The organism is Vibrio sp. LB10LO1 (assembly GCF_010092875.1).
GTDB classification, from domain to species: Bacteria; Pseudomonadota; Gammaproteobacteria; order Enterobacterales; family Vibrionaceae; genus Vibrio; species Vibrio campbellii.
Map to the genome: position 1 here is coordinate 259578 of NZ_JAADJW010000001.1, position 20968 is coordinate 280545.

Sequence of the window (20968 nt, forward strand, 5' to 3'; positions counted from 1 at the left end):
TCTTAATTTTCATTTTGTTCTGCTATGCCAACTAAACGGAAATAGCTTCTCTTTGCATCTCCGTCGGAGATCAATTCCGCCAGTAATTCCGGCAGAGGCATTCCACACCAACGAATGATTTGTTCGATGGAGTAAGAAACTGGTGAATGAGGCTCACTTTCTCTAAAGAAGTCTGCCACCTTTTGTAACTGCTCAATCGCCTGTTCACGCGATTGCATGTTTGTCATCAATAAAGCGCCGTTTTGGTTCTGTACCGTTGGTGCTTCCTCATCCTCAGTCGGTTCGAGCTGGATAACTTCAGTCACCTCAGATGGAGCTTGAAAACGAACGCCCAACAGATGCTTTAATGCCGAATGTATTGAATCTAGTTTCTTGGAGATGTATGAGCTCGGTGTAACGTCTCCAACCGCATCATCAAGCTTTTGACTAAATTGGCTAAACGCAGCCATCGCAAACTCAAGGTCAGAGATAAGTTCACGATAGAACTCATCAGATGTAGATTTCACCGTGTCGTTAATCTTGGACATTTCAACAGCACCCTGCTCAACCTTGTAGCGGCGCTTGTCTTCATCAAGTCTCTCCAACTCAATCGCTTGCTGATACTCCCAAAAGGCGTACGGTTGCTCTACCCCCATGTCAGTAAGGGGAATGGATGCTAAAGGAAAAATCAACGTTCCTTCACTATCGATGCCATTTAGGCCAATAATGGAAGAGATACGCGTCTCCATCCCGTCTTCATCAGGCATTGGATACAGTTGCTCCCAAAAATTGTCGATGAAGTTTGAGGCAATTTCATAGCCAACTCCCATGCCACGAAATCCATAAAGACGCGTGAGGGCTTCAATTAACCATGCAACAAATTCTAAGTCTTTTGATTGGCGAGAAAGAATATCCGGAACCTCGTCAATAAAGACACGCCACAAGTTAGTGTGCGTTAATATGCTCTCTTCTTCGATAATCGCATTGCGCTCAGCATTGCGTGCCGCCATTCGACTGTCTTTTAAACGGTAGTATGCTGATTGAGGTGACACGTCTTCGCGCGGATCTACACCTGTTGGGCTCTCTTCTGATACTGGCAATAGAACCGGAGCCAACCAATCGAATACCCTGCTAGAGTCAGATACACTTTTTGAATCAACCATTCGCCTTGCTCCTCAAGAATACTGGGATAGTGGCATCCTCTTGCGTTCGTCCGTCTAGCTCGCTTCTCTCACAGCAAGCTTTGATCAAAGCACACGTGACATTGTCACTCGCACCTCTCACTAATGCAGAATGCATCAAAGCTAAGCCCGCCTGATTCACCGAGTCTGCATAAAGTGTCTTGTGCATCTCATCGTTGGTGAGTTCTTTTGATAATCCATCACTGCACAAAAGAAATTGGTCTCCGTCTGCAAGCTGGCCTGATACTTGGTCTATCGTGACTATTTCGTCCACACCAATCGCTCGTGTAATGACATTAGCCAGTGGATGTGACTCTGCATCCTCAAAAGCCAATAGACCTTGCTCAACCAAATCCATGACTTGACTGTGATCTCTAGTTTTTTGGGAGAAGCGACCTTCTCTGAGTTGATAGATGCGGCTGTCTCCTACCCATAAACAGTGGAAGTAGCCATCTTGCATAAACAATAAGACAAGAGTCGTTCCCATGGTTTTGCCCTCTAAGTGGGCTTGTGCGTAATCAAAAATCTCTTTGTTTGCTTGCTGGACAACCGTTCTTAGTTCATCGATGTTCGTCGTTTTATGGTCTTTGATATGACGAGCAATACGATCCACTAACATCTGACTCGCAATATCCCCCGCACTGTGTCCACCCATTCCATCCGCTACAACCCAAAGCCCAGCTTCAGACATCTCAAGCAAGGCATCTTCGTTATAAGGTCGCACTTTGCCTGGATGCGTCTTAGCAAAAGTAAAGTAATTCCAATTCATTCTTCGCTTCCTACCAGTTCCACTTTTGCCAATTGCCGTCTAGCATTGCGGAGTATTGTCCTATCGAGGGCAAGCCAGATGTCACCAACATGCACGGTTCGATGTTGTCCGAACCGTCTGTCCACCAAAAGCAAGGCGTTTTGTAGTCCTTACCAATCATTCGATTCAAGAGGCTGTTCACTGATAGCTGCGACGAACGCTGATAAATGACGGACAGTTCACTTTCATAAACCATCGTTGGAACTTGGCTTACGCTCGCTTCTTCGGTTGGTAGGTTGTCAGAGTCTGTCAGCCCTTGTGCCCATGCATCGAAAACAAATTCATCACTCAATACGGCAACTGCAAGGTTGTGGCTATGCTGTGTCCAGTCACTCTGTTGCCAGTAGTTCACCGCAGGTCCCTGTACTGCGCGCGCCACCGTAAAAAAGAAATAACGACCTGACGAATCCACGCTCGGAATGACACTGCCGATATAAGTGGCGTCTTCCATGTAAGAAACATCAAGCGCAAAATGCCAGATAGGAGCTGTCAAAAAATACTCGCTCCAATTTTCCCCCAGTTGCTCACGGCTAACGGCAATGACTGCTTGCTGCCAGTCGTGCCAACGACCAGTAAATTCTTGGGACAAACCGTCTTTAACGAAATCCCCTTTAGCCGGCATTTTCCCTATGTATCCCCAAGAAGAAGTTAAAGCGTTTGTGGACATTGGAACCTCTCCATTTCATTTGACCAGAATGGGTTTACCGTGCTCGAAGGGATCAGCTCCAGCTGAACTTTATTACCATTGAGATCAATCATCACGATGTTGTCTTTTCGTGACTCCGGACGCGCTTTAAGCGATTGGTCTAGCAATCTAAAGATGCCCCATTCACCTTCATATGTATGAGCAATTTCTCGCTTTGATTCCGGCGGCGTAAATACGATTCGAGTTTGATCTTGACCTGCTGGCCAACTCAACGATTTAGCACGTGCTGGACCATGTTTATAAACGAGGTCTTGTTCACCTAACTCCAATACAAAGCGAGTGATATGTTGGTCTAGATAGACTGGTTTCATTCCAAACTCGACTCTCAGCGAGTTATCAGATTCAAAGAAGGTTTGTCTAATGCGCTTTGCTTGTTGAAACACCGCTAATGTTTCTGGTCTCACACCGATTTCTTTCTCAAGTTTCCAGCGTCTAGAGGAGGTGTCCACAAATGGTTCGAGATACTCTTTAAAGAAAGAGTCCATCGTTCCGCCATAGCCGAAGAAACGTTTAAAATCTTTAAGTCGCACTTCCTTGGCCGCATTTGAAACAAAAGGATAACGTCCCGCGATAGAACGACGATAAGGTTTTACTACTTGCGTTTGCCAAAGTTGATTTAGGTGATCTTTAGAACCACTCTCAGCAAATTTCACTGACTCTTGAGACAACTCACCTAACCATTGATTAAATGGCTTTGGTAGCAACTCTCGCGCCCGCTCAAAAGAAGCTGCTACATCTTGGGTAACCGTTCCATCCAGAATACTCTTGTAAGCAATCTTTTGATTGTTCCCTGAGCTTGATAGATCAGACAAGTAAGAACGCAGATTAACCATTGCTTGCTGAATGTCGTCAAAATCTTGCTCATCCAAACGTAGAATTTCAGTAAAGTGTTGCTCCACTTCTTTCCCGGGCAAGGCTACGTTAAATGCATTTTCCTCAGGTAAATACAGATCGAGCTTGTCAGCCGTATTTGAAAACTTCACCTTTGCTACATTTCCCGCAACCTCAGAGGCGGCTTTTTGGTTTTCTGACAAAACCACTTTCGTTAAGCCCACTTCTTTTTGAATCGCACGCAGTAGTGATTCAATTGGCCTTTCAACACCAGATAGCACCCTCGCCTGAGCGGAAGCCAACTCTAAACTTGGCGCCTGTTTAAGCTGGATGTCTTCAATCAGGTTTTTCCACTCATTGATATAATCTTGGTAATAGCGCTCTTGTACACCTCGAATAGCGCTTGCATGGTCAATTTCATGCGCTTTTAAATCGTCCCCATAGACCCAATTTTCCTCCATCAAACTTTTTACCGTGCGGTTAATTTGAATTTGAAAAATGCTATGGAATCCGTTGTAAGTGTAAAAACCGGAAATACCTTGCGATAGTGGCTTACCACTGTTTCGTTCGAATTGCTCTAAACCCTTAGGTCCCAGAACGTCAGTCAACCGAAATGAAGGCACATGGCTTTTCGCAAACTGCAGCTTCATACGTTGGTAAGCACGCTCCGGCAAAGACATTTGTGTTAAGACTTCTCTAGCCTTCGCTACCGATGATTCGTCGTAAGAAAGCCCTCGCTCATTGCTGTCCAGCAAGTTTCGAGTGTGCGTCATTAAGCGTTCTCTTAGCACCTCATTAAGTACACCTGGGTAATGACGTTCATAGTAGAAACCAAACCAACTCAGAACTTCCTCTTGCTGATATTTATTTGGGTTAAACAGCATCAAATAAGTTTTGAGTGTTTCGTATAGATATTGACGATGCTCTTGGTTTCCTTCCATTTCAGAGACAAGACTCTGGAGCACCATTGGGGCAAAGTGCTTATTTAACGCAGAGGTATAAGCATTGTTCGCCGCTTGAGAGACCTTATCCCCTTGATACAGGCCAAACTTTTTGATCGCCGTTTCGTCTTCATAATCACTTTGTTTACCGAGCGGTAACATCATGATGCGATCAAGCGTTTCTATTGCACTGATAATATCTGAATCAAAGTCCAAGCTATCCGCGCCTATCATTGCGTTGATATGGTCAGTCTGCTTATTGGTTTGATTAATAAGGTTCACGTTCCACTGGTAACTGGTGAACCAAACGCCCGTGGCACCTGCGAGTGCTGCTGCACATCCGATATAAACGCCTCGATGAAGCCAACTAGACTGTTTTTGATAATGACGATTCACCGTACCAAGCAATTGCTCTTTGAAAATCACTCGATCAAATAGGTTTTTGACAAAGTAACTATCAGAACTTCGACTGTTCATTGATAGCCCAAGCTTGCCAAGTCCCAACCCACTTGTGGATTCATTCATTAAACGGCTAACAGGGATCCCTTCTTGAACCGAACTCACCATAAACACACCACGGATGAGAGTCGGTTCTTCAAAGCTGTTTTGAGCAAAAATATCGGTTAGAAACTCATCTAAGTTTGCCTGTAGTACACGCAGCTGTTTCGGAAACTCGAAGATAAGCGCACGCTTATCAAGATCATCTTCAGTTTCAAGGATCCTCAACATTCGAGCATCAAGACGTTCTAATAGGTGATGAAACTCTTTATTAAAGAGAGAAATAACGCCTTTCTCATCCTCGCAATCTTGAGGGAACATAAAACCAAAGAGATCGTCTCGCTCTTCTTTACTCAAGTCAGCAAAAAACTCATTGAAGCCCGCGACGAGATCCATCTTAGTAAGCAGTACGTAGATTGGAAATTGCATGCCTAATTGATTTTTCAACTCTTGCAGACGAGCCTTAATTGCTCTTGCGTGCAAGCTGCGCTCAGTGCGAGTTTGCGACATTATGCTGGCCAAACTCACCGTCACGATAGCGCCATTGATTGGTCTCTGATTTCGGTATTTTTTAAGTAGTCCAAGGAACCCATGCCAAGCCTTTGAGTCGACCTTTTCCTGACTGTCTTGCGTGGTGTAGCGCCCTGCAGTATCTATTAACACCGCTTTGTTCGCGAACCACCAATCGCAATGTCGAGTGCCACCAACCCCAGCGACCGAATCTGTACCCATTGACTCAGCCAAAGGAAATTCCAAGCCAGACTGCTTGAGAACCGTTGTTTTACCCGTACCAGGAGGACCAATCAAAACGTACCAAGGCAATTCATAAAGGCTGCGTTTTCCTTTATGCGTTTTAGTCACGACTTTAATTGCCTTTTCAATCCTATCTTGCAAGACATTGATTTCAGAGGCGGCTTCTTTATCCGATTGAGAGTCAACTTCTAACAAAGTCTGAATACTCTCGTCTTCTTTAACTTTTTGCTTGTGTTGTTTCGTAAGATTGAAGATCCCCCAAACAAAAACCAACACTAAAATACTGACGAGACGTTGAAAATCCGTCTTTAACGGTTCATAACCTGCGACGGTAATTAGGGGCCCAACAGCCCATATAAAGATTGAACAAGCTGCGACACCAACTAAGCCGATAAACCAGCGTTGAGTAAAGATTTTGCCTACTTCTCGGATACTCATTTATCTCACTTTCCTTAGTTCGCAACCATTAGATCAATTTCGATTCGGCGATTAAGCGCTCGGTTCTCGTCGCTAGTGTTATCGACCAACGGCCTCGCATCCCCTAACCCCTCAGGCAACACACGTCCTTCTAACGCACTATTCGCGATTAACTGCTCAGACATCGCGGTGGCTCTAGCCAGAGAGAGGTGCCAGTTAGAAGGATATTTGCTGGTAAAAATTGGCTTGTCATCGGTATGTCCTGCGACCAAGATTTTCCCTTCTGTCGCCTCTAAGGTTCGAGCCAATTTGGATATCACGGGCTGAATGTATTCAACAACCTCGGCACTTCCAGACTCAAAGAGATCTTGAGCTTTGATGGATATTCGAACTCGGTCTGGAAGCGCATCGACCGTGACTAAACCTTTACTTATTTCTGTTGCGAGATACATGGAAATACGTTCAGCTATATCGGTAACTTGAGAATCAGTTTGAACCGTTGACTCAACTTGTACCGGGGAGATCAAGTTGATCAAGTTGGTAAAGGTTTGGTTGGAGGCTTTGTTGAGGTCATAACTAAAGTACATAAAAATACACACCAACAAAGCCAGTGTGACTGAGCAAACAACCCACAAAGGTGCTCGTTCAGAGATTTGCGCACCATTAAGAAGACGGGCTTCAACATTATCATTCAAGCCTTGTTGCAGACCTCGGCCATGATTCTTGAGTGTCGCCATCACCTGCTTTCTCAAACGACGATGCGCTTCGAGTCCGTTCTTCTCTAATCGATATTGACCAACAAAGCCCAAGGACAAGCAAACATACATTAATTCAAGAAGATCTAAATCAGACTCAGGAGAAGAGATACATTTCTCAAGGTGTTGATAAAATGCCTCACCACCTTGGCTGCTAGAATAAAACGACGTTAGTAATGAATCGTGGCTCCAAGCTGATTGGCTACCCCAATTTGTATTCAATACCGCTTCATCAATAGCACAACACAAACAGTAACGTGCCGTATCTATCGTTTCTAAGTTAATATTTTTCTGACGTAGTCGATTCTCGTAATCTCTTAATTTCTGCGCTAACGTTTCTTTTAAAAAGAACACATCAGAGTGCGTCGCCGTTGCTCTTATCTGACCAATGATAGAAAGGACGCCATTGGCTTCCGCCAGTATTGGGTTGGTACCAAAGGCGACTACCGTGTCATTGTTCACAACCTCGGTGCTTTTTGAAATAACCACGGTACTGTCTGCCGATTGTGGCTGAGATACTTTAGCGCTTACTGGCCTTCCGCCTGGCGTTGGCTTAATAATTGTCTGTTCCATAGTGACGTCACCCGTTATTGGTTAATGCTCCAAAGCTCAATATCTGCATTTGGAAATTGGCCAGATAACTGTAGAGCGATGCCTCCACTCTCTTTTAGCCTATTCCAGAAAGGTCCTTTTTTGATGACTTCAAAATAGACGTACCCGGTTTGATAAGGGATCTGCCTCGGAACGACATTGAGTGGCGCAACATTGATGCCATTGATCTGGTTGTTAATGAGGTCACGAATTTGTTCTGCTGGCCCAAACTTAAGTTGCGCTGGTACCAATCGTCTAATCTCTTCGGTGCTCGTATCAGCTTTAACAGCCAATACGAACTGACTGGAATCAAGTAGTCGCTTGTCTGGCAATGGTGTGACGTGTATACCGAGTTGGCGAGCTTCTAGCGGTAACTTATTAGCAGTCTGGTCAAGTACAACGCTTAAGTATTGGCTTAACACTTGGTTAAGTTCCTGAACAACAGGAGTCAGGTTTATATGATCATAATCAGACAAATCAGGGGTACGCTTCGTTTTGCTAGAAAATGTTGAGAGTTCGCCGACGTAGCCCTTCAATAAAGTAATAAGCTCGAGCGGATGAATTTGATCTAATTTTCCTAGGTGCTTAAGAACCATCTCATATCGGTTTAGCATTTGTAGCATGATGAAATCCACCGCTGATGCAGAAGCCATCTTTCCTTGAAGCAGACGTTGAGAGACGACATCAGCACGAATCTTAGTCATTGCAGAGACGTTTTTAAGACAGCTCATCATGGCTTGATCATTAAGCGCATTTAGGTTCGGTGGCGTGAATTCATCATCCAAGATAACAACACCTTCACTTGTTACCTCTTTAATTTTTAGAATGGGCAATTCAACAAAACCAGAAAGCTTTTCATTGTTCGCTTTCAACGCCATGTTCAATGATGCGACTTGAATACACTCTTCGTCTTGACCTGTCTGAACATCAATAACATCAATATCTTTCAACAAATATCGCGACACCAAGCCTTCGCTAACATCAGCGACCATTTTCTCTTTCAAGCTCTTCGCCGGCACGGTTAACTTAACGAGCGTGTCTTGCGTACCTTTTTCAATGCTCAAAGGGCTAAGCTCAGCGTTCGTACTCTGTAGTTGGACGACCGTCATATCAGGCAGAATTGCGTCTATACTCTCAACTTCCACCAGCCCTTCTTTAAGGCTGTTTGAGTTAACACGGACTTTGTAAACGCCCCAATTATAGGGGTGTTGAAAGCGATTCAGCCCCTTGAATTCTTGTTCTATCGCACGTTCGCTTTGTTGAAAATGTTGAGGACGTAAAAACATCCCCTCACACCATGCTGTGCGGGAGTAATGTGTCATGGTTTTATCGCCAATCAAGATTAGTTAACGAACAAAGACAAATCGTCTAGTTGAATTTGATAGGTGTTGTACCCGGTTTGATCAACCTTAATCACCTGTCGCCAATTTGAGTTTTCTATATCTCGAAAAGCCGCAACTAAGCCGAGATATTTCGTTTTAGCGGACATACTTGCGTGATAAACCTCTTCTTGGCCAGGCGTTAGCGATATCTCATACTTGTTAACTAAATCTGGCCCCAAAACCGTGTCGTAGTTTTCATATATTGAAAAGAAATCTTGGCTTTCAAACACCGTCGAAGAAGTGAGCTCAAACACATAAATAACGACTGGAGAAGGTCTGCCATTTGAATCAGGGTTGATGTTGTGTTTTGCAGCCAGCTCTAAATCAGCGTAAGGGGCAACCACAAGGTTTGCAGCGGAGCAGCCCGTAAGCAGTGCAGCAAAAAATAGCACTAGAGTTTTCATTATCGCTTTCATCATCATCCCTTAAATTTTAGTTTTTAACGCGCTTTCATAATGCTTTGCAAAATCTTCTAAATAAAATGGCGATTCTTTATTTATAACTTCATCTGTCAATTGATGATGAATACCTTCAAACTTCTTCCAACTGCATGCATATTTTCTCGCCGGTATTAATTTATTTAAGACACTATCATTGGACATCGCATCAGAATAAATCGTTGCTGGCTCTACTAATGACATAACACTTGATACAGTACCCTCGACACCTTTCATTAAGGCACGCTCATGATTTTCTATATCAAAGAACGCTTCTTTTATCGCAATATCAGCTCGCATAAAACTTGCCGATTGGCGATTATATAAATTATGAATTGCGTCTTCTAAATTAGCAGAGAACTTTAACGGGTTATTTTCAGATTTTCTAAATGCCGTATGATTCAAACGATTATTTTGTTTAAACTCGGCACGATTGTGTAATGTTTCCATTAAGCCTAATAGCATCAGGGAAAACGATTGACCTAACTGCTCAAACCATTGCTCACTGCCTTCATCCGGGACCATATTTGGGTTGATACCCAAACCTCTAATAAAAGCCTGTACGTTTTTCTCATCGAACTCATGTGAGATTGGAGTATGGGAAGGCAGCTTTTCTTCTTCTCGGTCATCTTGAGAGTGAGATGTAGGTGCGTCTAAAAAGTCATCCATGAGACCGATATCTAGTTGAAACTCGGAAGAAACGCTCTCTTTTAATAGATCTGAGGCATTCAAACCAAAGTTGTCGTGAGCCAAGTTTTCAATAGCAACCTTCTCACCTACTTCATTGATTTTATTAGCCTCACTTAAAGAATCGTCAATGCGACGCTCTTCAAGGTTGACTTGAATTTGATAATCGCCGAGGGTCACTACATCACCATGATTCAGTGCTAATTCATTTCCTTGACCAACAGGACTGACTGCGTTGTTTACAAAAGTGCCATTAGTGGAGAGGTCTTTAATCAAGTATTTGTCACCAAACTTGATCAACTCTCCATGCTTACCTGAAATGACTCTTTCAGGGTCTGGCAACGTCCAATCGCACTGTTCTGAGCGACCAAAACTGACTTTCTCATGCTCGCCTGTCGCGTCAAAAACGAATTCGTTGTCTATCTCTGGTGTGAACTTATGAAAGCTCGTAATGGTTAAAACCAACGTCATGTAAACCTCGCCAAAGGAACTGCTTAATATATAAATTTAGTTCTTAATAGTTAGGCGACATCTTATTAACACTTAAGTTAATAATGCCTAATCAAATAATAATTAGATTTCACGAACGGAATAATGAATTAAATTTGTAGCAAAGCAATCGAGGATTATTACCCAGAACAAAATATACAACGAGGTTCAAATTTTTGACGCTAAATTTTTCATTCGTCAAAAAACCGATGTTAGCTTTACCGAGAAATCAACATTTCATTATTTTTCATTAGTTGATCAGTTATATATTCACACCATCATTTTATATGGAGCCTCGTGATGGACGACCAAAGTAAAAACAATTCTATAAATAAAGATTCGAATGGCGATAAAACAAAAATTGTAAAGACTCAAAAAAGAGAAAATACAAACGACAAGATGGGCAATATAAATAATGAAGGCTCCGCCCCAAATAATAATGAGACAAATACAAAAGTGTCTCATAATCAAAACACCATCCCGCCAGCGGGTATTCCCCACTCTGACTTCGAGAACAACACTCACAAAAAGCGTCCTGATTCTTTACTCGGGGAGACAATCAAAAACCGGTATGAAATCGAGTCTTTAATTGGTCATGGTGGTTTGTGTGACGTTTTTTTAGCGAAAGACAAGATCCTCGAATCATCCGGTTCCGATACTCCATATGTCGCACTTAAAGTTCTCCAGAAAGAGTATGCCTCGCAGCCAGAGACCGCACGCATGCTGATTCGCGAAGCACAACAAACTCAGAAGTTAAGCCACCCGAATATTATCCGCGTTTACGACTTCGGTGTTGATGGTGACATTTATTTCCTTGTTATGGAGTACGTTGATGGTGAAACATTGGAAAGCCTAATTCAACGTTCTCGACCGGACGGGTTAAGATACAACGCTGCCCTATCGATTCTTAATCAAACCTTGGACGCATTGTCGTATGCGCATTCACTCGGCGTGGTTCATGCCGATTTAAAACCTGCCAACGTCATCCTCACTTCTGAGGGAAAAGTGAAGCTGTTAGATTTTGGCGTATCGAAAACTCAGCAATTAAAACATGACCAATACGCAGCTAAGCGGAAGTCCCAAGATACTGACACACTTGGCTATACACCAAATTATGCGTCACTAGACATTTTGTCGGGTAAAGAGCCTAAATTCAGTGACGACCTTTTTGCCTTCTTCTGCATTACTTTTGAACTTTTAAGCTGCAAGCATCCTTATGGTCGAACTCCTGCCGATGAAGCGTTGAAAAAAGGTATTAAAGTGAGGAAGCCAACCAATTTACCTTTCTCAAAGTGGCGTCTATTCGCTAATGCTTTTGCAACAGGAACCGTACCTCAAGGCTTGAACTGTGTTGATATAAAAACACGACTCAATAGAAACCGTTGGCCTTTGTACTCTGGTATTGCTGCAAGTGTCGCTTTATTGGCTGGACTTGGCATGTTCTATCAACAGCAGCAGGATACGATCTCCAAACTAAACCTAGCACTGGCAGAGAAAGACCAAACCATCGAATTGGCCGAACAGCTACTCAATACATTACCAGAAGACACAAAAGCGTTAATAGACAACAAACAAGGCCTACACCCTGTGATTGAGGCAGGTTTTTTACGTCTTTATAAGCCTCATCTCCTGGGCGAGTTTGAATCGAAAATCGATGATGTACTTAATTCCGATGTCACCACTTACCCAAATTACGATCAAATTGAATCCATCTTGCAACAGGCAAAAGTTTACTACCCGGACTCACATAAGATTGAAGTATTGGCACTGGATATTCAATCAAGTAAGCACTCAACGCTTCTATCGATTGCACGGCAGATAAACAGCCACTTAGAAAAATCCGTTTATGCTCAAGTTGAAGACGAGAAGTCGATTTATGATCTTAAGAATGAGCTGCATGAGATCCACCAAGACTACCCGTTCACACCAAGCTCTCTTGCCAGTGAAGTTTTTGGACAACACCTAAATGAAGCCCTTCAGTTAAGAGATGCCGCCGCTTTAGTGACCTTGATTAAGGTGGGCAATACATTCTTTGCTGAATCCGAAGAACACCAAGAAAACTTGGCTTTCAGCAATGCCATGAAAGATGCCGTGCTCGAAATGAAACTGTACGAAACAGCCAAAGAGAGCACTAACCCTCTAGCTTTTCCGTCTGATGCAGCAAGACTTCTCTACCAAGAAGAATTTGAAGGGTTGCACTACCGATTAAAACAAGCTCGTACGACGGTTAACCTAGATAAGCTGGTGAAAGATATTGACGCGTTCGCTGAAAACTTCCCACCTGGCTTTCAAGATATCAACGATCTACGATTTCAGACTGCAGATAAGTACCTTCAGTTTTCCGATATCTTGTTAAACAAACGAAAATCTAAGAGTGCACGTAGAGCGATGAAGAAAGCGAATGAGCTTTTAAAACGCGTAGAAACGGAAGCTGAACAGAGTTAACGCCTACAAAAGTTGATAAGGGGCATATTGCCCCTTCTTTGTCTTAACAATCACTTGCCTTTATGCAAACTGGTGACTAACTTTATTTTAGAGTGTGCTAATCCGTAAAAATAGGTAGAAGTTTGACTACAGGGAAGTTTGAAGTCGATAACATCGGTATTTTAGTCATAGATGACTGCTCCACATCCGCAACGTTGATTAAACATCAACTGGGTTCGCTCGGGGCAAAAATGTCGAACATCACATGCGTTAATAGTGCTCAGCAAGCATTGAGCGCAATAAAAACACGTTTCTATTCTTTCATCATTATTGACTATCACCTTTCGGAAAAACTCACTGGTTTGGATCTGATCAATTTAATGAGCCGCGCAAAATTAATATCTGATACCACCGCGGTACTCATGATATCGGGAGATGCGAAACAAGAGACTGTCCTAACTGCACTTTCTGGCCGTGTTAGACACCTACTCACTAAGCCTCTACAGACAAAAGCGTTGCAGACTAAAATGCTTACCGCTTTGCAAGAGCAACATCACCTTGCCGAAGTGAAACAATACTTGAGCAGAGTCGAGAGACTTTCCCTCGCAGATGTCGCGCAACTACACAAAAAATACGCGAACAGCGTTTGTGTTGAATCACTCTTAATCGATACCTTAGTGGACACGAAACAGTTTGAAGTTCTGGAGCACTTTCTTCCTTTTTGCAACGACAAAGAACACGCCAGTCGAATCTGCGCTGAGGCTTTCTTACTCCACCAGAAAGGCAAGATACGCGAGGCTGTTGAAGTTCTGGCAAATTACGTCACGCACAATCCACTGTGCTTAAGAGCGATAGATAACCTTGTTGGGCTATACGAAACGCTTGGACAACACAATAACGCTTCAATCCTCGCTAATCGAGCATTCGAGTTAACCACTAGTAACAGCGCTAGGCTTGTCACCGTGTCCAGAATCTTATTGAAACTAGAACAGTATGATCGGCTGTATGAAGTCGGTTACCTTTATGCTTCCAATGTTTCTTCGACCGACACGCAGTGGCTTCCTGCGATGAATACCTACGTAGATTTAGTGAGTGACCATTTTAAAACGCTTTCCAGTGCAAATGAGAAGAAGCGAGTGCTCATTAAGCTCAATGAGTTCTGCTTACTTGCAGAGAAACAACTCAATCGGAGTCAACGAATCGATTTGGCGGCTTTTAAACAGATGATGCAATGTAAATTACTCTTACTAGAATCTCGTCCCGAGTACGCCCACCGAAAGCTCATGCAATCCCTTAGCTACTATTACGCTACGCCAAGTAAAGCCCCATCACTTATCCTTAAACAAGCGATACCACTGATGGACTTTTTTGGTGAGTTTGCCATCAAACGCTGTTTACTAACCTTATTAGCAGCAAAAACGGGAACGACTCTAAAGCCCATTACTCAAGGGAACAACAACGATGAGGCTCTTAACAAAAGATACCCGTTTTCCGCCGAGATGCGACTCAAAAAACTATCGGATTGCAATATTAGAGCTTCGGACTCTCTATTGAACGAGAGTATTGAGTTTCTTTCCCAACGCCCTTTACCACCCAACTGGTCTAATTGGCTTAAAGACTACCTCTCAGGCTCTTACGCATCTCAGTTACCTACCCCATTTAATCTACAAGCCACACAGTGGAGGTAAGTAATGATCAACTTCCAAGTACTCAGCACATACATGGACAACGATGTCGACATTATCTTTGCTGTTTTCTCCACTTACATGGAAGACTACGAAAATGGATTGGAACGAATTAATCAGCTTAATCAACAGCAAAATTGGCCTGAGTTGTTCTTACTATCACACAGTTTGAAAAGCATCCTTGCTAGCTTTGGTGAGGAGTCAGCCGTATTTGCACTAAACAACATTGAGGAGCACACAAGAGATAATATCGCGCCAGACAGCGGGGATCTGGCTATAGTTAATACAGAGTTGGTTAAGATAAACCAGCAGATAACTGATTACTTATCCAATATGGATGAGTGACAACACAATAAAAATTATACGTTAATTGGAATGCTAGGCTATGAACAACACAAATTTTAAAGAGTTGATAGATTCGCTTAAGGATCTGACACCAACTCAAAAAAAGTACTTAATAAGCCAAACGCGGCTTTCTTTAGAAGAAAGTGAAGTTTTGAAAAACAAAGACTTACTGACACCTGAAGAGCTTGAACTATTGCTTGCAGTAACAAATGAAAAATGAAAGTACGGTAGAGAAAGCTAGACATGCTCTCTGTGGACTTTCAATTTCGGACGCAAAGGGGCTAAGCGATGCTTGCCCTTTGCTTCGTGACATCTTAGTTAAAACGAGATGATTGTTAGAACTCGATGATTGCTAATACATATACCCCAACCAATCGAGTCCACTCTTTATCATTGTTTGATCACGCAATGGCTTCACATAAAAGTCATTAAGCCTTTCTTCTGCGATACCATAGTTTTTGTGTTCGTGTATTCTCAACCAGCTGGCTTCTACTTCTAAACCTTGAAATCCATTTTTTAGGTACAGTGAGGGGTCATCGGCCATAAGAGCGATGAAATCAACATCTTTATCTTTGGCATACTCTGTAACGGTAGTGAGCATTGCGGAAGCGACACCTTTCCCTTGGAACTCCGTATCAACACACAAATCAATGATGCCCAATACTCTGATTGGCTCTCCATTCAAGTTCATGACTCGATAGTCCAGCCCCATATAACCAATCAGCTTACTGCCTTGAAACTCGAGAGCACGATAATGAGGTAGCTGTTTGTAGTAAGAATGGGCCGACTGGTGATCTGGGAATGCTGCATTTCGCAGTGTCATGATCGCTTGATGCTCTTCTTGTGTCAGTTCGAGCTCTGGCTTAATTTTCATTCATCGCACCTAGGAATTCTTGTTGTAACCTTAGCTTTTGTTCGGCTTTCACATCCGCCCAGCTTCCATTGTTTTCAATGGTAGTGACTCGCTGCTGATACTTGTTAACCGCTCTGCTCAATACCGAGGTAGGATCGACACCTTGCTCTTTTTCCAATGCCATGAGCAGATTTAAATAGTTCCAAAGCACATCGCCAAGCTCATCCTCTAAATAACAAAGACGTGTTTGCGTGATTTCTTCACCGACTTCTTCAAGCTCTTGATATAAAGCATCAAAGTACGTCTCCGAACCTTTGTTCCAAGTGTTGGTATTATCGTATTTCGCTTTTCTCCGCGCGATGTCGAACAAGGAACTGAAATGGCTCAAGGTTTGAGCATTCTCGGCTTGTTGGATATCTTCCAACTCTTTAATGTCGATTCGATCGACTTCCCGATTAAGAACTCTTTTGTACTCAATGAGAGAGTTAGTATTGATGACAGGTAAAGCAAGCCCATGAAAGTCACGCTGTACGGATTCCGCCAAATCAACATCGAGTGATACCCATTGTTGGCTTGAGGTGTTAAAGAGCTTAGTTCCCGGACTCAAACCAATCTCTATTTTCTGGTTTTCATAAATTAGCTGAAGATATTCTAAGTCCCACCCTTCTTCACAGTAGTGTTTAAGCGGTTTACTTACAAAAGGTTGAAAGAACGGTAGAAGCGCATGTACATCCTCTTTTTCAATATAGAGGTCGATGTCAGCAATTGGCCGAGAACCTCCATGAAGATGGGCGGCGAAACCTCCAACAATTTGGTAGCGAACCCCTTGACCATCCAGTATTGCTTTTAGCCAAGACATTGCACGATACACTGATTCATTCATCCATTGTCCTTGTGTTTTATTAATATGCATCCGTTCCAGTAATCAATCACTGTAAGTAATTTATATTAAAAATAAAAGGTTAAATTGACTTACACTTTCGCTGCGTCTATCGAGCCGTTAAGTGAATCAATTGCTCAAAGAAGTTGATAACAAAATATTATCCAAACAATAATCAATGATAATTTCATGTTTTCATACTTTACCTTTATCTTTAGCTTCAACAAGGTTGCTAGTTGAGATGACTCTGTCACTCCAACGATAGCTAACAAGCCGAGATAAGAAGGTTAACTATGAAATTTCTTCACACTATGATCCGCGTGGCTGACTTAGATAAGTCCATTGAGTTTTACACCAAAGTTCTTGGTATGAGCGAGCTTGATCGCTTCGAAAACACAGAATACCGCTACACGCTTGTGTTTATTGGTAACGCCGACCAACCAGGCAGCGCGACGATTGAATTGACTTACAACTGGGACACAGACAGTTATGACCTAGGTAACGCGTTCGGTCACATGGCATTAGGTTGTGAAGATATTTACGCTGCATGCGACAAAATCAAAGCACTTGGTGGCAATGTCACTCGTGAACCAGGTCCAATGAAAGGCGGTGAAACTCACATCGCATTCATTAAAGATCCTGACGGTTACCAAATCGAATTGATTCAAACAAGCAAATAACGAGGTTAGTCATGAAAGATACATTGTTTCAACCTGTACAACTTGGTTCTCTAACCCTTCAGAACCGTATCGTTATGCCGCCAATGACTCGCTCTCGTGCAAGCCAACCTGGTAATGTCGCAAACGACATGATGGCTGAATACTATGCACAGCGCGCATCAGCGGGTTTGATTGTTGCAGAAGGCACACAGATTTCACCTATGGGTCAAGGCTACGCTTGGACACCGGGTATTTACAGCCAAGAGCAAATCGTAGGCTGGAAAAAAGTCACTGACGCAGTACACGCAAAAGGCGGTGCGATCTTCGCCCAACTTTGGCACGTAGGCCGTGTGACTCACCCTGACAACATCAGTGGCGAACAACCAATTTCTTCTTCTGCACTAAAAGCAGAAAACGTGAAAGTGTTTATTGATAACGGCACAGATGAGCCTGGTTTTGTTGATGTGGTTGAACCGCGTGAGATGACGAAAGAAGACATCAAAGAGGTTATCGAAGAGTACCGTCAAGCGGCATTGAATGCGATTGAAGCGGGCTTTGATGGTATCGAGCTGCACGCAGCAAACGGCTACCTTGTAAACCAGTTTATCGATTCTGAAGCAAACAACCGCACAGATGAATACGGTGGTTCGGTTGAAAACCGTCTACGTTTCTTAGGTGAAGTAGTTGAAGCGATGACTCAAGCGATTGGTGCTGAGCGCGTTGGTGTTCGTCTTGCTCCGTTTACGTCACTAAACGGTACCGTTGATAAGGCTCCCGTTGAAACTTACACGGCTGCTGCAGCACTGCTTGATAAGCTAAACGTCGTTTACATGCATATTGCGGAAGTAGACTGGGATGACGCACCAGATACCCCTGCTGAGTTCAAAACAGCCGTGCGTGAAGCTTACAAAGGCACCATCATTTACGCTGGTCGCTACAACACAGAGAAAGCGGCTGAAGCTCTAGAAAGTGGTTTGGCAGATATGGTTGGCTTTGGTCGCCCGTTCATCGCGAACCCTGACCTACCGAACCGTATCAAGAACGATTACCCGCTAGCAGCTCACGATCCTGCGACGCTGTTTGGTGGTAACGAAAAAGGTCTGTTGGATTACCCAACTTACCAAACAAACTAAACCGTTGAGCTTGCCTAGTTCAGCCCACTTATTTTAATAGGCAAGTTGAATAGACAAAAACCCCGCAGATGCGCTTGAGTACATCTGCGGGGTTTGTTTTTTAGCGCTCAGAGCTTACCGACATTATTGTTCACTGTTGAAAAGAGTACTAACGACGCTGACAAGAAGTGCAACCACGACAAGCTGAGCGTGTAGTTTTATCCAGTAAACTACGTTGCACCTTGCAGTATGCGTTCTTTAATGCACGGCGAGCCGCAAACCAATCTTCAGGCTTAGTCAGAATCAAATAGCCATTGAAGCGCTTCACTAACTCCACTCTGTGTTTATCAATAAAGCGGCTATCAAAACCAATATCGAAGTAATCCAATGCTTCTTCGATACAAGTAAAGCTGGCAATCTTGGCTTGAATATCGTTTTGGCTCATAGCCTCATTTCTGAGTTCATTAACTTAGCTGCGAGTATAAGAACTTCCGTTCAACTGATCTTTGATTTACATCCGTAGCACATCATTTTGCTAGAAACAGAGAGCATTCTGTTTTCAAAATGAAAATCAATATAAGAAGCCACCCAGCAAAACTGTTCTCATCTTCATAACCGCCACTAACACTCTGATTTTCAACGACCGAATTTTGGTGCGCATTTTGCGTTAGGTATGTCGTTGACTAGGGAGAAAGGCAATGACATACAGAGCAGAGGTTGATGGATTAAGAGCGATTGCCGTCCTATTGGTGATTTTTTTCCATGCGGACATACAAGCCTTTGCTGGTGGCTTTATTGGCGTAGACGTGTTTTTCGTGATCAGCGGCTATTTAATTACCACTATTGTGATAAACGATTTAGATAAGAGCCAATTCAGCCTTTCCGATTTCTACGAGCGCCGTATTCGTAGGATCCTGCCCTTATTGCTACTCGTTGTTGCGGTGTGTTATTTGCTCTCTTGGTGGTTGTTCCTTCCCCACGCTCATAAAGAAGTTGGTGAGTTTTCTGTGTCTTCCATTCTGTCCGCTTCTAATGTTTTGCTGTACCTCAAAGGCCACAATTATTTTGGGCTGGAAGAGCAAGCCAATCCACTCTTTCATACTTGGAGCTTAGGTGTCGAAGAGCAATATTACATTGTGATCCCTCTTTTGCTTATGTTGCTGGCACGTGGCAAGCTCATGTCTTATCTCACCTTCTTCATCGCAGTATTTGCACTAAGTTTGATGACTATTTGGTACGCCAGTGGTGATCCTGATTTCGCCTTTTACATGATTTTCTCCCGGGCTTGGGAGTTGGCGGCAGGCTCTCTGATTTCCCTAGTGATGCGTAAAACCGTCATCAAGCCCAACAACACCTTAGCTATGATTGGTTTAACCCTAGTTCTCGCCTCTGCTTTGTTGTTCGATAAATCAAAAGATGGCGCCGGGCTAATGCTGTTAATCCCTGTGATTGGTACCGCGCTTATCATCTTGTTCTCATCCAAAGACAACACGCTTGGTAAAGCTCTAAGCCTCAAATCGGTCGTTTTTGTCGGTTTAATTAGCTACAGCCTCTATCTATGGCATATTCCGTTACTGGTCTTTTATCGATACGTACTCACTGCCGGACAAGATTTCAGCCTCGCGTTCTATCTTGTCGCTCTATTTGCTTTTTCTTACCTAACTTGGCGCTTTGTTGAAAAGCCTTTCCGTAGCCGCAAGAAAATCGGCATGAGCACACTTACTGCCTCACTTGTATTAGTTACCCTGCCACTGCTTGCTTTTGGTGTCGTCGGCCATAAAAACGGAGGCTTTCCCGACCGTAGTGCGTTTTTCGAAGCTATGCGTGTAAACAATGGCTATGGCATTGCATGTAATGGTAATACAACCATCAACGACACTTGTTCATCATCTTCAGAGCCTACTGTCGCAGTATTGGGTAACAGCCACAGCATGGTCTTTGTTCAGCAACTCTCGAATGACACACCTACGGGAGTTGTCCAGCTTACGCAAGATTCTTGTGCAGTGGGTTATGTCGACATGATTGCAGGAGTCAATAATCTATCGTGTCGAAGCTTCTTCACCGATGCAGTCGAAACTATTCGGAATACGCCTTCAATTCGTCGCGTGGTGATTTCTTCTAACTTCAATAAAGAGCTATCCAAACAAGACTACCAAGCTTCGCTCACTCGCCTTTTGAACGAGTTAGAAGACCGAGAAGTCCTGGTCTTTGGTCCAACACCTTCCGCACCGCATGCCATTGGTGAATGTTTGTGGAAAGCGCGACTGTTTGGAGACAACACTGGCAATGAATGTGACTTCACGCCAAGGCAATCACACCCACATCGCGTGGCTAGGTTGGGTCACTATTTTGAGCAATTTGAACATGTGGAGTTTGTCGACCTTACCAGTTACATCTGTCAGCAAGGCAAATGTGCAATGAAGGTAGGCGATAACAACGCCATGTACACCGATGCGAACCACCTCTCTTACAAAGGCGCAGAAATTGTATTGAGTAGCTATCAGAAGGAGTTGAGTGACAATCAACAGCTGACTGCTCAGCATTAACCCAATGAC

Annotated in this window: 18 protein-coding genes; 7 read left to right on the forward strand and 11 right to left on the reverse strand. The window is 43.4% G+C overall.

Annotated elements, in window-relative coordinates; genetic code table 11:
• Positions 1-2 precede the first annotated feature (2 nt).
• The 8 genes from tssA to tagH are packed head-to-tail and all read right to left on the reverse strand — an operon-like array spanning position 3 to position 10437.
• Entirely contained in the window at positions 3-1142 is a 1140-nt protein-coding gene (tssA, locus tag GXP65_RS01115; protein ID WP_162091771.1) for a type VI secretion system protein TssA, read from the reverse strand.
• Positions 1135-1929 (reverse strand): protein phosphatase 2C domain-containing protein, encoded by a 795-nt coding sequence (locus GXP65_RS01120; RefSeq protein WP_162091772.1) that lies wholly within the window; start codon positions 1927-1929, stop codon positions 1135-1137. Before GXP65_RS01120 ends, tssA begins: the two co-directional genes overlap by 8 nt.
• A 10-nt stretch (positions 1930-1939) precedes the next feature.
• Positions 1940-2635, reverse strand: coding sequence for a type VI secretion system-associated protein TagF (gene tagF / locus GXP65_RS01125; RefSeq protein WP_162091773.1), 696 nt, complete (start codon positions 2633-2635; stop codon positions 1940-1942).
• The gene (gene tssM / locus GXP65_RS01130) at positions 2617-6135 is read right to left on the reverse strand and encodes a type VI secretion system membrane subunit TssM (protein ID WP_162091774.1); all 3519 of its coding nucleotides are present in this window, start codon (positions 6133-6135) and stop codon (positions 2617-2619) included. Before tssM ends, tagF begins: the two co-directional genes overlap by 19 nt.
• A gap of 14 nt (positions 6136-6149) precedes the next feature.
• Positions 6150-7442: a type VI secretion system protein TssL, long form gene (tssL, locus tag GXP65_RS01135; protein ID WP_162091775.1), complete on the reverse strand. Its 1293-nt coding sequence runs from the start codon at positions 7440-7442 to the stop codon at positions 6150-6152.
• A gap of 14 nt (positions 7443-7456) precedes the next feature.
• Positions 7457-8782: a type VI secretion system baseplate subunit TssK gene (gene tssK / locus GXP65_RS01140; protein WP_162091776.1), complete on the reverse strand. Its 1326-nt coding sequence runs from the start codon at positions 8780-8782 to the stop codon at positions 7457-7459.
• A 20-nt stretch (positions 8783-8802) separates the two neighbouring features.
• On the reverse strand, positions 8803-9258 hold the full coding sequence (tssJ, locus tag GXP65_RS01145) for a type VI secretion system lipoprotein TssJ (RefSeq protein ID WP_045458958.1): 456 nt from the start codon (positions 9256-9258) through the stop codon (positions 8803-8805).
• 9 nt (positions 9259-9267) lie between these two features.
• Positions 9268-10437, reverse strand: coding sequence for a type VI secretion system-associated FHA domain protein TagH (gene tagH / locus GXP65_RS01150; RefSeq protein WP_020196291.1), 1170 nt, complete (start codon positions 10435-10437; stop codon positions 9268-9270).
• Between the two features lie 318 nt (positions 10438-10755).
• Here tagH and GXP65_RS01155 point away from each other — a divergent pair, with 318 nt between their 5' ends.
• The 4 genes from GXP65_RS01155 to GXP65_RS01170 all read left to right on the forward strand — a co-directional run bounded on the left by GXP65_RS01155 (position 10756) and on the right by GXP65_RS01170 (position 15129).
• Complete coding sequence (locus GXP65_RS01155; protein WP_162091777.1) at positions 10756-12900, forward strand: serine/threonine-protein kinase; 2145 nt, start codon at positions 10756-10758, stop codon at positions 12898-12900.
• A gap of 122 nt (positions 12901-13022) precedes the next feature.
• Positions 13023-14567: a response regulator gene (locus GXP65_RS01160; RefSeq protein ID WP_162091778.1), complete on the forward strand. Its 1545-nt coding sequence runs from the start codon at positions 13023-13025 to the stop codon at positions 14565-14567.
• Positions 14568-14570: 3 nt separating this feature from the next.
• Complete coding sequence (locus GXP65_RS01165; protein ID WP_005426940.1) at positions 14571-14909, forward strand: Hpt domain-containing protein; 339 nt, start codon at positions 14571-14573, stop codon at positions 14907-14909.
• A gap of 40 nt (positions 14910-14949) precedes the next feature.
• Positions 14950-15129: a hypothetical protein gene (locus GXP65_RS01170; protein WP_005426880.1), complete on the forward strand. Its 180-nt coding sequence runs from the start codon at positions 14950-14952 to the stop codon at positions 15127-15129.
• A 132-nt stretch (positions 15130-15261) separates the two neighbouring features.
• Here the strand turns inward: GXP65_RS01170 and GXP65_RS01175 are convergent, their stop codons facing one another.
• Both GXP65_RS01175 and GXP65_RS25105 read right to left on the reverse strand, forming a co-directional pair.
• Complete coding sequence (locus tag GXP65_RS01175) at positions 15262-15783, reverse strand: GNAT family N-acetyltransferase (RefSeq protein ID WP_162091779.1); 522 nt, start codon at positions 15781-15783, stop codon at positions 15262-15264.
• Complete coding sequence (locus GXP65_RS25105) at positions 15773-16150, reverse strand: MazG nucleotide pyrophosphohydrolase domain-containing protein (RefSeq protein ID WP_205455424.1); 378 nt, start codon at positions 16148-16150, stop codon at positions 15773-15775. The genes GXP65_RS01175 and GXP65_RS25105 overlap by 11 nt, the downstream gene beginning before the upstream one ends.
• A gap of 785 nt (positions 16151-16935) precedes the next feature.
• Here GXP65_RS25105 and gloA point away from each other — a divergent pair.
• Together gloA and GXP65_RS01190 are read left to right on the forward strand one after the other, a co-directional pair.
• Positions 16936-17322, forward strand: a complete 387-nt coding sequence (gloA, locus tag GXP65_RS01185; protein ID WP_005426787.1) for a lactoylglutathione lyase — start codon at positions 16936-16938, stop codon at positions 17320-17322.
• 11 nt (positions 17323-17333) lie between these two features.
• Positions 17334-18434 carry an alkene reductase gene (locus tag GXP65_RS01190; protein WP_162091780.1) on the forward strand — a complete coding sequence of 367 codons (1101 nt, stop codon included), beginning with the start codon at positions 17334-17336 and terminating at the stop codon, positions 18432-18434.
• Between the two features lie 148 nt (positions 18435-18582).
• On the opposite strand, the gene GXP65_RS01195 is transcribed toward GXP65_RS01190, so the two are convergent.
• Complete coding sequence (locus GXP65_RS01195) at positions 18583-18858, reverse strand: nitrogenase-stabilizing/protective protein NifW (RefSeq protein ID WP_005441361.1); 276 nt, start codon at positions 18856-18858, stop codon at positions 18583-18585.
• A gap of 253 nt (positions 18859-19111) precedes the next feature.
• Between GXP65_RS01195 and GXP65_RS01200 the strand changes: the two genes are divergently transcribed.
• Positions 19112-20959 (forward strand): acyltransferase family protein, encoded by a 1848-nt coding sequence (locus GXP65_RS01200; protein ID WP_162091781.1) that lies wholly within the window; start codon positions 19112-19114, stop codon positions 20957-20959.
• Positions 20960-20968 lie beyond the last annotated feature (9 nt).